Source organism: Nocardia sp. NPDC055321, assembly GCF_053645575.1.
The window spans coordinates 170,779-183,655 of sequence record NZ_JBSHMS010000017.1 but is presented as its reverse complement, the minus strand read 5'-3'; the positions used below and the strand labels follow the sequence as shown (position 1 = coordinate 183,655).

13 protein-coding genes are annotated in these 12,877 nt (G+C 66.8%); 3 read left to right on the top strand and 10 right to left on the bottom strand.

The annotated features are described in order from the left end of the window. Positions 1 to 102 precede the first annotated feature (102 nt). Positions 103 to 885, bottom strand: a complete 783-nt coding sequence (locus ACWIGI_RS26970) for a hypothetical protein (RefSeq protein WP_454205271.1) — start codon at positions 883 to 885, stop codon at positions 103 to 105. Positions 886 to 1,025: 140 nt separating this feature from the next. On the opposite strand from ACWIGI_RS26970, the gene ACWIGI_RS26965 reads away from it, so the two are divergent. After that, entirely contained in the window at positions 1,026 to 2,165 is a 1,140-nt protein-coding gene (locus ACWIGI_RS26965) for a hypothetical protein (RefSeq protein ID WP_454205270.1), read from the top strand. A 302-nt stretch (positions 2,166 to 2,467) separates the two neighbouring features. Here ACWIGI_RS26965 and ACWIGI_RS26960 read toward each other — a convergent pair whose 3' ends face one another. From ACWIGI_RS26960 to ACWIGI_RS26940, 5 genes are all read right to left on the bottom strand, one after another. Further along, entirely contained in the window at positions 2,468 to 3,472 is a 1,005-nt protein-coding gene (locus ACWIGI_RS26960; protein ID WP_454205269.1) for an LLM class flavin-dependent oxidoreductase, read from the bottom strand. A gap of 88 nt (positions 3,473 to 3,560) precedes the next feature. Further along, positions 3,561 to 5,090 carry a glycosyltransferase family 2 protein gene (locus tag ACWIGI_RS26955; RefSeq protein WP_454205268.1) on the bottom strand — a complete coding sequence of 510 codons (1,530 nt, stop codon included), beginning with the start codon at positions 5,088 to 5,090 and terminating at the stop codon, positions 3,561 to 3,563. Beyond that, on the bottom strand, positions 5,087 to 5,749 hold the full coding sequence (locus ACWIGI_RS26950; RefSeq protein WP_454205267.1) for a methyltransferase domain-containing protein: 663 nt from the start codon (positions 5,747 to 5,749) through the stop codon (positions 5,087 to 5,089). The genes ACWIGI_RS26955 and ACWIGI_RS26950 overlap by 4 nt, the downstream gene beginning before the upstream one ends. Before the next feature lie 161 nt (positions 5,750 to 5,910). Beyond that, a complete protein-coding gene (locus ACWIGI_RS26945; protein WP_454205266.1) occupies positions 5,911 to 6,642 on the bottom strand; it encodes a DUF2334 domain-containing protein in 732 nt (243 codons plus the stop codon). Between the two features lie 167 nt (positions 6,643 to 6,809). Continuing rightward, positions 6,810 to 7,304 carry a hypothetical protein gene (locus ACWIGI_RS26940; protein ID WP_454205265.1) on the bottom strand — a complete coding sequence of 165 codons (495 nt, stop codon included), beginning with the start codon at positions 7,302 to 7,304 and terminating at the stop codon, positions 6,810 to 6,812. 628 nt (positions 7,305 to 7,932) lie between these two features. On the opposite strand from ACWIGI_RS26940, the gene ACWIGI_RS26935 reads away from it, so the two are divergent. Further along, positions 7,933 to 8,955, top strand: coding sequence for a hypothetical protein (locus ACWIGI_RS26935; protein WP_454205264.1), 1,023 nt, complete (start codon positions 7,933 to 7,935; stop codon positions 8,953 to 8,955). A 174-nt stretch (positions 8,956 to 9,129) separates the two neighbouring features. On the opposite strand, the gene ACWIGI_RS26930 is transcribed toward ACWIGI_RS26935, so the two are convergent. From ACWIGI_RS26930 to ACWIGI_RS26920, 3 genes are all read right to left on the bottom strand, one after another. Beyond that, positions 9,130 to 9,510, bottom strand: a complete 381-nt coding sequence (locus ACWIGI_RS26930; RefSeq protein WP_454205314.1) for a GNAT family N-acetyltransferase — start codon at positions 9,508 to 9,510, stop codon at positions 9,130 to 9,132. A 165-nt stretch (positions 9,511 to 9,675) separates the two neighbouring features. After that, positions 9,676 to 10,191, bottom strand: coding sequence for a hypothetical protein (locus ACWIGI_RS26925; RefSeq protein ID WP_454205263.1), 516 nt, complete (start codon positions 10,189 to 10,191; stop codon positions 9,676 to 9,678). Positions 10,192 to 10,721: 530 nt separating this feature from the next. Beyond that, positions 10,722 to 11,207 (bottom strand): hypothetical protein, encoded by a 486-nt coding sequence (locus tag ACWIGI_RS26920; RefSeq protein ID WP_454205262.1) that lies wholly within the window; start codon positions 11,205 to 11,207, stop codon positions 10,722 to 10,724. A gap of 197 nt (positions 11,208 to 11,404) precedes the next feature. Between ACWIGI_RS26920 and ACWIGI_RS26915 the strand changes: the two genes are divergently transcribed. Then, positions 11,405 to 11,893 (top strand): TY-Chap domain-containing protein, encoded by a 489-nt coding sequence (locus tag ACWIGI_RS26915; protein ID WP_454205261.1) that lies wholly within the window; start codon positions 11,405 to 11,407, stop codon positions 11,891 to 11,893. A gap of 163 nt (positions 11,894 to 12,056) precedes the next feature. On the opposite strand, the gene ACWIGI_RS26910 is transcribed toward ACWIGI_RS26915, so the two are convergent. Beyond that, complete coding sequence (locus tag ACWIGI_RS26910; RefSeq protein WP_454205260.1) at positions 12,057 to 12,845, bottom strand: DUF1963 domain-containing protein; 789 nt, start codon at positions 12,843 to 12,845, stop codon at positions 12,057 to 12,059. Positions 12,846 to 12,877: the final 32 nt, after the last annotated feature.

Genomic DNA, 12,877 nt, shown 5'->3' with positions numbered 1-12,877 from the left:
GAGCGCCTATACGAGCCGAGTCATCGGAGCGCCGAGACGTGAAGCAGGTCCTCCCCCCTGATCGGCGACGGCGACCCCGCCGTGCGCGACCGTGCGCCGCTGTCAGCCGGTGATGTCATTGATGCAGTAGCCTTCCGGGCCCACCGCGACCGTGAACACCATCGGCTGGGTGACGCCGGAGGAGTTCGTGACCGGGACCGTCACCAGGACATCGGAGATCCCCGCCGGGACGGTGGTCATCTCACCGAAGCCGGTGGTGCCGGTCAGCCTGCCGGGGTTGTTGGCCAGAACCGACCCCGGGCAGACGAGAGGATATTTCCCCTCGATGTCGTCGGCGTTCACCGGCTTGCCGATCCACCGGGACAGGTAGCGGCGCACCGCGTATCGCGCGTCGGCGTCGTCGAACGCCCCGTCCGATCCGGTCGCGTACACCCGCGGGCACGCGTACCCCGACGCGATCTCGCTGCGCTTGACGCTGACGGTAGACACCGGCCCCTTCCAGAGGACCGCGAACTGCCCGTCGACCCCGGGCTGCGCGACGGCGGCGAGGATAGCGTCCTTGTCGCCGTACATGTTTCGCGCGTTGCCCGGTTCGATCGTCCAGCACTTACGCACGAGGGTCTCGAGGTCCTGCCCGGTGAGATCCCGTACCCACGGCCGCAAAGCCGCGGCGGCGCCAGGGTTACCAGGCACCTCCCCGACGGCGGCGGACGCACCCGAGGTGATCGGCGCGGCGCTGGTCGTCTCGGCGGAACTGACCGCCGCCGCGGCCGTAGGCAGGCGCGCCGGGGTATGCCCGTCGTGCTGCTCCCCGGATCCACACCCGGTCAGCACCACCAGCAGCAGTCCCAACCCGAGAACACCGTGCGCTCCACGCTCGATCACTCCCCCATGCTAGCGATCGCCCCATTCCCCCAACGTGACTCGACGCGCCGATCAGCACATTCGACCGTTTTGCCCGTTTTGATCACACGCCCATATAGTCCGGGGGCATTACCGCGACAAGATCGAAAACTGGGTGGGGAATGACAGACCAGGCCGAGTCCGAGGCCGCCGATACGACGACGGCTCCGGTGGTGAGACGCCGGAGACGGTGGGCGGCACTCATTGTGGCGGGCACGGTGCTGGCCGGAGCCATCACCGGGGCGAGCTGGCTCCTGCTCGGGGATCACCGGTCCGCGGACGAGATCGCGCTCGACGACTTCCGGACCGCACGTCAGAGCCTGGCCAAAGCCGCGGGTGCGCACTACACGGGGCAGGTCATCGACGATGCGGGCGAGAAGTTCGGTCTCGACCTGCGGGTCACCAATATCGGTGACTTCTCGGGCACCGTCGAGGTCGCACCCGGCCACGCGATGAATCACCTGCGGGTGGGCGACAAGAACTTCGCGAGGGCCGGCCGGGAGGTGTGGATCGCGGCGGGCGTGAGCGAGGATCAGGCGAACTCCGCTGACGGGAAACAGCTTTCGCAGCCCGCGACGATCCACGACCGCACCCTGCACTCGGAGCTCAATCCCTCGATCCTGGGCACGCGGCTCGACACCAGCGTGAGCACGGGCGCCGAGCTGGTGGTCGGCGACACCGTCACCGTCGACGATCAGGCGGCCACCCCGATCGTCAGCGGCGCGGTGACGACCTACGTACGCGACGGCCGGGTGGTCCGAATCGTCAACGCGAGCTTCGATATTCGAGTGACTCAGTTGAGCGCGGACCAGGTGTCCACGCTGTACGGCGACCTGCTCCCGACGGTGACCGCACTGGCGGATGCCAGCGACACGGAGAAAGAGCTGGCCCACGAACTGGGCTGGAGCGCCCCCTGCCCGGCGACGTGCGCGGCGCTGGCCACGCTGACCAGCACGGCGACACCGTTCGTCGAGATCACCATCCCGGGCGTCACCACGCCGGGCACCGACACCCCGGTGGCGTACAGCATCAGGCTCCGGATCGCCGGGGTCGACACCGACCGACCCGACTGCGCGGGCACCGTCGTCATCCCGGCCGGTGAATCGGTCACGGTGTCCTGCGCGTTCGAGGCCCCACCGGGATCTCAGATCAACTCGACCCTCCGGGCCCGCCCGATCCTGGGCCAGGCGCGGGCCGACCAGCTGGTGAAAGCCCTGCGGGACAACGCCGACTGCAGCCGGGCCAAGGCCGCCAACGGCTGAACCGCCGGGCGTCTCGCATGTGGTGTTCGCCGGGGCGTGCGCTCCTCGGCGACATAAAACGGAGAAATCCAGCAGAATCTGCGGATTCAGGACCAGCGGCCCGAGCGCTAGAACTCCAATTCCGCTACCCAGGCAACGATTTCGCCCGCTGCGTCGTGGCCCAGCCGAGCGGCGGAACGGGACGCGTTCGAGGTCATCGGCGTTCCCATGGGCTCGTCTTCCGTGGCCGACAACCGCGTACCCGAGGAGCTCCTCAGCCGGGGAAGTCCCTCGGGTCCGCCCCGGCGCACTTGATCACCGATTCATCGAACCGATTCCTGGGCAACGCGATCCGGGGTCGTGAGCTCGACCGAGCGGATGCGGTCGGCGATGTCGGTCGCGTGGTGGGCCAGGATCAACTCGTCGGCGTCGATCGAGGCGGCGAAGTCGTCGAGGTAGGCGCGGACCTGATCGGGGGTGCCGACCGCGGTGTAGGTGGTCATCGCCGAGAGCTGGGAGCCGTTGGGCGAGGCCAGGAACGCGTCGATCTCGTCGTCGGTGTAGTCGATGCCGGCGGCGCCGCGCTTGATCATCGCGCGAGCGCGGGCGCGGTAGGCGATCGTCTTCTGCGCGTGGGCGTCGGCTTCGTCCTCGGCGGCGAAGACGTTGGCCCCGGCCATGACGTAGGGCTCGGCCAGTTGCTCGGAGGGCTGAAAACCGCTGCGGTAGGCCGCGACCGCCTGGTGCAGGGCGTCGGGGGCGAAGTGCGAGGCGAACGCGTACGGCAGGCCGAGGTGGGCCGCGAGCTGCGCGCCGAACAGCGACGAGCCCAGAATGTAGAGCGGGACAATGCCTTCCGCGCGCGGCACGGCCTGGATGCCGGGGATGCGGGAGTTGCCGGACAGGTAGCCCTGCAGTTCGAGAACGTCCTGCGGGAAGGTGTCCGCCGAGGAGGGGTTGCGCCGCAGCGCGCGCATGGTCTGCTGATCACTGCCCGGCGCACGGCCGAGCCCGAGGTCGATGCGACCGGGGAACAGCGACTCGAGGGTGCCGAACTGTTCGGCGATGACCAGCGGCGAATGGTTCGGCAGCATGATGCCGCCCGATCCGATGCGAATCGAGTCGGTCTGCGCGGCCACGTGCCCGATCAGCACGCTGGTGGCGCTCGAGGCGATCGAGCGCATGTTGTGGTGTTCGGCGTACCAGACCCGGGTGTACCCGCTGCGTTCGGCGGCCCGCGCCAGTTCGACGCTGTTGTCGAAGGCGTCGCGCGCGGTGGCGCCGGGCGCGACCGAGGCCAGATCGAGCAGGGACAGTGCGGGGGCCATACGACGCCGCCTTTCGAAGGACCGGGTGCGATGTTCGGGGCGGGCGCGGTACGCACCCACCCCTGTGACAAGCGTCGCGGGCCCGAACTTATGCCCCGGCGGCCCGGTGAGTGCCGTTACAGTGCCGGCGCACCGCCCGCCGCAGCTCCGACAAACCCGCTCCCACCAGCGGTGATCGGGCCAGCGCGAGCACGCTGTGCGAGGAGGCGTCCGTGCTCGCGCAGCCCGCGAGCGCGGCACGGGTCGCGGGGTCGAGGCAGGCCGCCACGACGGCCGCGGCGATCGGATCGGCGTGGGCCGGGCCCAGGATCAGGACCGCCGAGCGGGCCAGGGTCCAGAGATCGTCGGCGCGGCGACACGGGTCCGGCAGTGAGCCGCGGTGCCGGGTTTCGAAGTCGATCCACGCGGCCGCACCGGTCGCCGGATCGATCAGGACGTTGCGCAGGACCGCGTCGCCGTGACTCTCCCCGGCGGCGTGCAGGGCACGCAGGGCGCGGGCGGCAGCGGTTATCACCCGGTCCGCGTGCTCGGCCGGGCCGCCGTAACCCGTGCGCGGCCCGGTCGATGTGTCCATCGCTTCGTCGGCCGGGACGCCGGGGCGGTGCGGGATGAGCAGACCACCGCGCTCGTCCGGTCGCACGTCCTGCCCGTACAGGGCACGGTGCACAGCATTCTCGCGTTCGTGCCACACCGATCCGGACACCACCCGCACCGGCTCGTCGCACAGTGTGAGCCACAGGTTCCACAGCGGCAGCAGTGGCGCGCGGGCGCGCCGCCTGCGCTTGTGGAACCACCGTCGTCCTGCCACCCGCACCGGTTCCAGATCGTGCATCGCGGTGCCCGCCACCAGCGCGGCGACCCGCAGCCGCCACGGTGACGGGTCCGGGATATCGGGGTGGTCGAGCGGGTGGCGGAAGTGGTCCGCGTATCGGTCGCGGCCACTGGAATGCAGCACCGCCCACACGTATTTCACGAACGTGCGGGTGTAGCCGAACGCCGAAAGCTCCATGCGCCGCGCGGAGGAGTAGACGGTGAGATCCCGGTCGTAGTGGAAGCGATCGCGACGGGCCCGCCACAGACCGGCGAGCAGCGGCCATTCCTCGGAGATCTGGACGCTCTCGTCGAAGGGCCCGAACGTGTCGAAGGCGTCGCGGGTGCTGAACATGAAGGCGGACATGGCTTTCGCGCGTGCGATCGGTAGTCCGCGCACCCGATTCCAGAAGGCCCACCACAATCGCGCGCGGCGGCCGCCGTCGAGTGCGCCGAGGCGGGTGAGCCCGCCGTGGTAGCCGTCGCGCACGTGAGCGAGCGTGCGCGCGAACGCATCCGCGGGAACCTGGGTGTCGGCGTCGACGAAGATCAGCACGTCGCCGGTGGCGAGTTCGGCGCCGAGATTGCGGGCGCGCGCCGCACCCGTCCGGTCCGCCACCGCGACCCGCACCGGACCCGCGGCGGCGAACGATCGGGCCAGGTCCGCCGTCCCGTCCGTACTGGCGCTGTCCACCACGATGATCTCGACCGGCCCACCCGCCGTGCGCGCGGCGATCAGCAGCGACCGCAGAGTTCCGTCCAGCGCCGCCGCCTCGTTGCGCGCCGGGACGATTACCGACAGCTTCATCGCGACCGCTCCAGCACGAACAGGTCGCGCCCGCCGAACGGCACCGGGAAGCGGTCCGCCTCGAACGCGGTGACCCGCAGTCCCGCGGCAGTGGCGGCGGCCCGCACGTCATCACGCGAGAAGACCCGCAGCACCCGCAGCGCCTGCGGGGCCGGCGCGACGTACCCCACCGCCCGAGCCACGCGAAACGCCAAGCGCCCGAACACGAATCCCCGCACCACCAGCGCCGCACGGCCGGCCGGTCCGCCGACGGTCGACTGCAGCACGACGACGCGAGGCGCTATTCGGCCCGCGTTGCGCAGCAGGGCGACCACATCGGAGGGGAACTGCAGCACGTGCAGCACCAGCGCCGCATCGAAGGCGTCGGCCGCGAACGGCAGGTCGCCGTCCCCGCACGGCACCGGCGCGGGCCCGACCACGTGCATGTCGACGACGTCGGTCTCGACGTAGCTCACCCGCGTGCGTGCCCGCAGCGCCTCGGTGTTGTGCCCGGTTCCGGATCCGATGTCGAGCACCCGACCGCTGCCGGGCAGGTGCGGGGGCAACGCGGGCCGCGATCCGCGCCGCCCGCCGGGTCGCGGCTCGCTCCAGCCGCTCGCGTACGAGTTCGCCGAGCCCCGCAGATGTGGATCGCGCGATCGGCGACGTCTCGAATCCACTCGCTGACCGCGATCGGTATCTGGGCGGTCGACGGTCCGCGGCGCTCATCGGGCGAGCCTGACGTGCGGGACGGAAGCAGCGGATCGCCCTCGGGCAGAACCGAATCGGTACCGCCGGGCGATGCCGGGGACTCGCGGACTCACCGACGGAAACCGGGCGCTCATCGGGTGCGCTCCCCGTCGAGCAGGTCGCGGATCAGTGCGGGCGAACGCCCGATGGCGAGTTGGGCGCGAACCGCGGCGAGGGCGTGCGGCAGGAAGCCGCGCCGAACGTCGAAGGGATGGATTGTGATGGTAGGAATCGCGCCCCGGCGCAGGTCGGCGACGTGGCCCACGGCCGCGGCCGCGCGCGACAGCGTCGCGAGCGGCGAGACGTCCCATATCCTGGTGGCCAGCCGCACGAACCCGCCCTCGACATCAGCCGCCGACCCCCATCCGACCCGGTATCGAAGTCCCGCCGCGGCAAGGGTTCTCGGCCCGACCGGACCCAATTGGTATGCGGGCGGCAGGAATCCCTCCACGGCGACCCCGAGCCGCTCGCTCAGCACGCCGCACCCCGCCAGCAAGCGCGCGCACGCGGCCCCGGCCGGGAGCCCCGAGAACTCGTCCGCGCGCCCGGTGAGCAGGCTGATCGCCCCGTAGCCCCGCTCGCGCCGATGTGACCACCCGTGCAACAGGATCTCCTCGGCCCGCCCCGCCACCAGCCGCTCGTCCCCAGCCCGGAGCGGCCGCCCGCCCCAGCGCGGCACGACCCCCGCGGACAGCCGCGCCCCGACCAAAGGCTCCAGCACGTCGAAGATCTCGCTGATCTCCGCACCCCACGCCGGTGTGACGTCGTGAACCGAGACGTGAAAGCGGTCGACCCCGGACCCGCTCGATGAAACTCTCCCCATGCGGCGAATTTACACGCGGGAGAGGTTCACACAGGTCGGGCCGGTTCCGGCTACCCGGCTCCTCGAACAGGCGGGGTTGCAACTGATCCGCGCCGTACGTCAGCCACGCGCATATCTCCTGACGGGAGCTCTGGGTGAGGCCAGGTTCTCGGGAGGTCGAGCGGATTTCAGCTGAAGCCGATGGTGAGGTAGATGTCGGCCGAGACTGCACTCCTGGTCACCATAACCCCCACCGAGTTCAGCGTTTGCCTGGATTCCCAAATCGCGAATGTTTCGAGTACCTGAGAACAGTCCAAACCCCAGCCAGCCCAATGGCTCTCCGCCGCGGCAGTGCATGGGATGGTCTTCGGCGGTGCCATATTGTCATCCCTCACCACGATCCGGGTGTAGAACTCGTCCGGCTTCGCAGTGAACTTGGCCATGTAGCCGCAGCTGCCCGTCCACGCCGGACAGTTGTGCTGGTACATGCGAATCAAGCGGAAACTGTCGGGAATTCGCACATTTTTCCGATCGATCACGCTCTGCGCTTCACTCGTCGTGAGGTCACGGTCCCTCGGTGCTTTCACCTCGAAATCGCGCACAGTGACATACCCGCAATACATCACGGCCGCTGTCGCTGCCACCACGATGACACGGCCCAGCCGCGCCAACTTCCGTTTCACCCGCCCAGACTGCCAGCACGCCGAACGATCCGAAACCGATGACGTCATCGGCCGAGCGGCGCGACGTGGCGATCAGCGGCGGAACAGCGCCGTCCCGCCCGAGTGCGCCGGCCTGTTCCCACTTCCGATCATCGACAACACGAAACCGATGAAGACGTAAGGGATTCACTCCAAGCCGGCCCCGTCGTCACAGTCGGTTGCGCGGCAATCGACTGGTACACCTCCGGCGGGCAGTAGGTCCCCGAACAGTCCGAGAAGTCGAACAAGGCGGGATTCTCCACCCACTTACCGAACACCCACAACCCGCAGGACAACACCAACAGCACCCCGAACACGACCACGTACCTCTTGAACCACACGCGCGCGATGCTAGCTCCCGATACGCCCCGTACATAGACGCGCTGAACTCGGTGCGCGCACTCGAGTTCTCTAAAGCCGGTTTAAAGTGAACCCACACTATCGACCTCTGGGTTGGTAGCGATAACCGCAGGTTGATTATCGACCCGTTCGTCCAGCAAGGCCCGGCGCTAATCCACTGTCCGTGAGGCGATCTCGACCACTGTTCGCCCCTTTCGTCACGTCCATCGAACCTCGGTCGGCTGCCGGTGTCCTGTCGGCGGAGGGCGCTATGTTCTCGATCATGAAGGTGATGGACAGAGAACGGTTCACGGCGGTCCTGCAGGCGTTGAACACCGACTTCGGCACCTGGAGCATGGAGGATGTGGCGGCCGCGTGTGCGCGGGCGGGGTGGGTGGTCGAGGACGATTTCTCCGGAGTGCGGATGCCCGAATGGCAAGGGGGAGCCTGGCTTTCCGATGAGGGTGCCGAGTATCTGCGTGCCGACCCCGCCCTTGCCCAACTTGGCCTACTCGCGGGCACTATCGAACCGCACCAGTTCCGCGACTACGTAGCTCTGGCGACCGCAGTCTGGGGAACGCCGTCGTTCCATGGGGGCGATCTGGGAGGAGTCTTCGTGCGCTGGCGTCAGCAAACGACAACGCGTGCACTGCATTTGCGCGACGACGGCCTCATGTCCATCTCGGCCTTCGCGTCCTACGCGATCGAGAGCATCGAGGACAGCGTCTGGAAGTACAACGAAGCCCTCGAAGAGGTTCCTTTCACCTGGCTCGGTGAGTTGGGCGGTGGTGACATGATCGGTTTCGGACACGGCCATCACCTCGTGAGCAGCTGGGATGACTTGACCGCCGCACTCACCTGGACGCTGCAGGACCTGCAACTAGGCATGCTCGCGTTGGGTAATCCCTTGACCGACAACGACGGTCCGCTCGAGGACATCGTCGTAATCACTCTCGAGCCCACCTCACACGATGACGACCGAGTCCTGCAAATCCTCCTCAACACGGAGGAGCCCGAGGTTACCCTCGGCGACGACGAGCGCTGGCACGATCAACTGGTCGCGCACGGATTCAATCCCCACCCCGACGACCCGCACTACCCGTGGCTGCGCAAAGTGCCGTTCGGCAGCGACGGATGCGCCGAATTGGCCACCCTCGCAGTGTCTTTTCTCCAATTACTCGGACTCGACCTGGACGCAGTCAATGTCGAGTTCTGGCGTTACAACGACCCCTACAAATTCTTCGAACTGACCTGCGTAGGTGTCCCCGAGGCACAGGTGGCGCGCTACCGCTGACCGGTGCCACCGCAGCCGGAACGGGCGTTCAAGACCAGATGGCAAGCGCAACATTCCGGAGAAGCAGACGTTGTGCACGACACCAGGTCTCCGCCACCCGGCACCCCGCGCTGGCCGGTTCCAGTCAGCGCGGGAAGCGGCAATATGGTGCGTTCGCTGATGGTATGAATGGGATCAGTCGGCTGGAACAAAGCGATAGACCTGGGACTCGCGAGCCCGGAAACCGAGGTGCTCGTACAAGCGATCGGCTGCGGTTCTCGATGGTCGCGAAGTCAGATCCAACGTTCGCGCGCCGGCGGCCGCGGCTCGGATTTTGGTTTCCCCGAGCAGCACTGCCCCGATGCCCTGGCCGCGAGCCGCGGCGTCAACCACTCCATCTTCAACGGTGCTCGAAGGCCCGAAGGGATCGGAAAGACCAAGCTCAGTGTTCCGACAATCTCTCCGCTGTGACGGGCGATCAGGACCGTGGCCGATTCGGTAGAGGCCGACTGCACCAACGCTTCTCGGTCCACTCTCTCGGCGGCTCGCGACAGCTGGGGCAGCCGATATGAGCATCGTCTGGACCAGACTCAACTCCGGCTGGATACAGACCGGTGTCAGGATCGGATCCGAGCCAGTTCAGCGCGTTCGCCGGCGAGCGCCGCGGTTGTCCAGATCCGAGTGGTCAGCGGCATCTCAGGCATCTCAGTGTGTTTGGTCTCGGTTGTCGTCGGACCGGCGTCAGGCTGGGGCCAACGGAAACCTGATCATCCGCACCCCACCGTGGCGATCGACCACGAACAGGCGGACGGTGGCAGGTTTGTTGTACGTCAGCCACCGCCGTGGTGGCGCGCATATCTCGTGAGGCCTGTCCTTAAGCCACCGGTCGGTGAAATCGATGTGCTGCAGTCGATCCGCGCCACGTAGGTACGACCGGTCGGTAGCGCCGCGCTGGTGAAGATAGCTTGCCAGCGCGGCGGCCGCGTCGGCCTGACTGCTGTACTGCCGCGCGCTCAACCGCAATCGGAAGCCGCTGTCGGTACTGGGGTCGGTGCCGATCTCGGCCCATGCCCACTCGTTCGCCCGCCAGGCCGAATCCTGCACCGCATGTGCCGGGTTCGTTGGTTCATCGGCTACTGGCGGACGACTGGCCGACACCACACCGGCTACGACGAGCGGGACCCACACAACCCCCACGGCGATCACCGCGGCCAACTCGTTGTGGGTCAGGAACAGAACACCGAGAAAGAGTCCCACTGTGAGACCGAACGCAATCAACGAATCCCACGACAACCGCATCATGACCCCCGCACGCTGATGATCTTGCCCGACCGGAGCCTATCGCAGTGCCATCTCTGGGGCCATGACCGCTAACACCCCCAGCGTCTGCACCACAGATCAAATTTGATCGATATCACCGACTACCAAACACATTGGTGGGCAATGCAACTCATCTGCCTCACTCCGGAGGCACCCTAAGGTCAGAAGGCTTCGGTGGCGAGACACGCGCGACCGGGACGCCATTTTTGGCGGCGATATCGGCACGCAGTCGAGCGGCAGCGCGCAGGCTTCATGGGCCTGCACACGGGCGCCGAGACTGACCGCATCGGCAAACATGGCCCGTTCGGCCGCCAGATCAGCTCAGCCGGATGGCCTACGCCTCGACCGCGCTCGCCGTTCGGCCAGAGCGGTAAGCGGTATGTCAGGGTGGCTGCGGGTGCGGGACGACGCCGACGTCGAGCCACCCGAGGGCAAGGCTGTTCAGCGGCGCTGTCGGAGAGTGGGAATCACCAGAACCGCCACCAGGTTCGAGCGGTACGCGCAGGCCGAAGTTGATCCAGCGGTAAAGGTATCTCCCACCTCAAGCCATCGCGATCGAGTCCCAGTGCCGTCCACTCCTGCTCGTCGTAGAACCTCAGTCGTCCAACCGGAATCGAACCGTCGGCGTTTCGAACGGATGGCTCGATCCACGATCTCAGCCAATCGAGGAACGAACACAAGGACCAGAGCTCTTCATCGTCCGCCTCCTGACGTGCGGTCAACCGCCACCCGTCGCCGTCACGACGACGGGCGAGCGCCGCGAACAGGTCTTCGTCGGATTCGAAATACGCCCCGCCGTGTGTGAAAGGCAGCGCCAGACCCTGCTCGATAGCCACCGAGCTTGGCGGGCGCGATCCCAGTCCCAGATGCCATCGCAGTTCGCTGATCTCGTCATCTGTCATCTGATCGGTGAGATCGAATGCGAACTCGACATGGTAGAAGGCGTTGACCATGGTCGAACCCTACGGCGCATCAACGGTTACACCTGTGCCCTTCAGACCCGCATCGACAAAGCCAACCAACTCGGCGACCGTGCGATCCGACATCGGCCAACCGGCTGCGCCGCCGCTGGACGGATCGGTCAGCGGATACCACCGCTGACCTATCAGCCGATACGGTGACGTCGATGTCGAGGACTCAGGAGGAACTGTTGACCGACACCGAACCCGACCCTTGGCTGTGTTTCGCCAGAACCCTGACCGAGGAGCTCATGGGCGCGAACGTCTACAACTTCGTCTCGGTCAAAGATGTTCACGGCACGGTATGGGCTCAAATTGCCTTGGCGGAAGGCAATCTCGGTGACCCCGGACCATTCGGCTGGACCGGCTGGCACAGCTGGCAGGGCAGGCTCGAGGTGGAGATCACCGACGTCACCTGCCCCGGGACTGCTGTCGGGGGCATAGCTCCGGCCGATCAGCCGCACATGCTCGAAGCTGGCTGGAGCCCCGAGCCACGAACACCGTTCTGGTCCCGCTCCATTGACTGGCACAACGACAAACCGCCATGTCAGGGCGTCGCCGACCTCGTCGTAGCGGCGTTCCGAGACATCATGCGCAAAGACACGCCGCCACCTCTGATCATGACCGAATGGGACGGCTACGACCGAGGTTACGGATTCCCCGAAGACTGGGAACTCTAACCAAGACGCCAGTGGAGGTTCCAGCGAGCGGCTTCCGACGTTCACTCAACTCGGCAGCTAAGTGCGTTCGCCGGTGAGCACCGCGGTAATCCAGAACCGAGCGGTCAGCGGCATCGCGGGATGCTCGCGGCACGCCCATCGGCGGTTGTGGCCGGCGCTGAGATCAATGGCTCTCCGAATACACTTGTGCGGCTTCGAGATCGCCGACAGCGAGGTCATCCGGGTCAATGAAGCAATACAGCTTCCCGCAATCTGCGAATACCATGTCGTTCGTATATTCGCTATCGATCTGTATTAGGAGGAGCGGCCCGCAAGGCTTGTCACGGTCGGCATAGAAGTGCTGCTCGGCCTCGCTACCGGGGAGCACACCACGGTCGTTACGGCCCTGAATTTCGCTTGCCCAGCCACCGATCTGATGCAGCGGCTGGTCCCCCGCCCGCCACGCCTCGTCGAACCTTTCGACCGCTTCGAAGAGTTGTTCGTCATAACACTCGTCGCGGAAATCCAACTCTGGCAACGGCATCTCGTATGCCGTGGGCAAGGTCGGAACCACGCTGTAGGCCAGTGGAACGCGCTCGTACAACCCCTTGTCGTCGATGAGGGACTGCGGAGGCGTGGCCTCATACGAGTTCTCCTCAGCGGGAACGTGCCGGAGCATGCCGCTCTCGCCGTCGTGGAAAATCGCGATCGTACCCGTGGTGGGCAGGTTCAGATCGATAGTCGGCAACTTGGCCAGATCAATGGTCGCGACATGTTCGAGGAAGTACCCTTCGTCGCTGGGCCATTCCTGGCCTGCGGACAACAGAGGCACACCGCCGAGCCAGCCGACCACCTCGTCGCCGTCCCGGGCCTTCCGCAGGAGAATCGCCCTCCGAACCGCCCTGTGGTAGTCAGCGTGCAGTCGCGGCGGAATGTGCTCTCGTAGCAACGCATCCAGGTCAAGCTGATCCACACCGACATCGAAGCACAGGCCGAGTTCGTGCG

Excerpts from the sequence above, each read along its gene's own strand:
- ACWIGI_RS26965 (WP_454205270.1), top strand. The coding sequence starts at position 1,026 with ATGACAGACCAGGCCGAGTCCGAGGCCGCCGATACGACGACGGCTCCG.
- ACWIGI_RS26960 (WP_454205269.1), bottom strand. The coding sequence starts at position 3,472 with ATGGCCCCCGCACTGTCCCTGCTCGATCTGGCCTCGGTCGCGCCCGGC.
- ACWIGI_RS26955 (WP_454205268.1), bottom strand. The coding sequence starts at position 5,090 with ATGAAGCTGTCGGTAATCGTCCCGGCGCGCAACGAGGCGGCGGCGCTG.
- ACWIGI_RS26945 (WP_454205266.1), bottom strand. The coding sequence starts at position 6,642 with ATGGGGAGAGTTTCATCGAGCGGGTCCGGGGTCGACCGCTTTCACGTC.
- ACWIGI_RS26935 (WP_454205264.1), top strand. The coding sequence starts at position 7,933 with ATGTTCTCGATCATGAAGGTGATGGACAGAGAACGGTTCACGGCGGTC.
- ACWIGI_RS26930 (WP_454205314.1), bottom strand. The coding sequence starts at position 9,510 with ATGCTCATATCGGCTGCCCCAGCTGTCGCGAGCCGCCGAGAGAGTGGA.
- ACWIGI_RS26920 (WP_454205262.1), bottom strand. The coding sequence starts at position 11,207 with ATGGTCAACGCCTTCTACCATGTCGAGTTCGCATTCGATCTCACCGAT.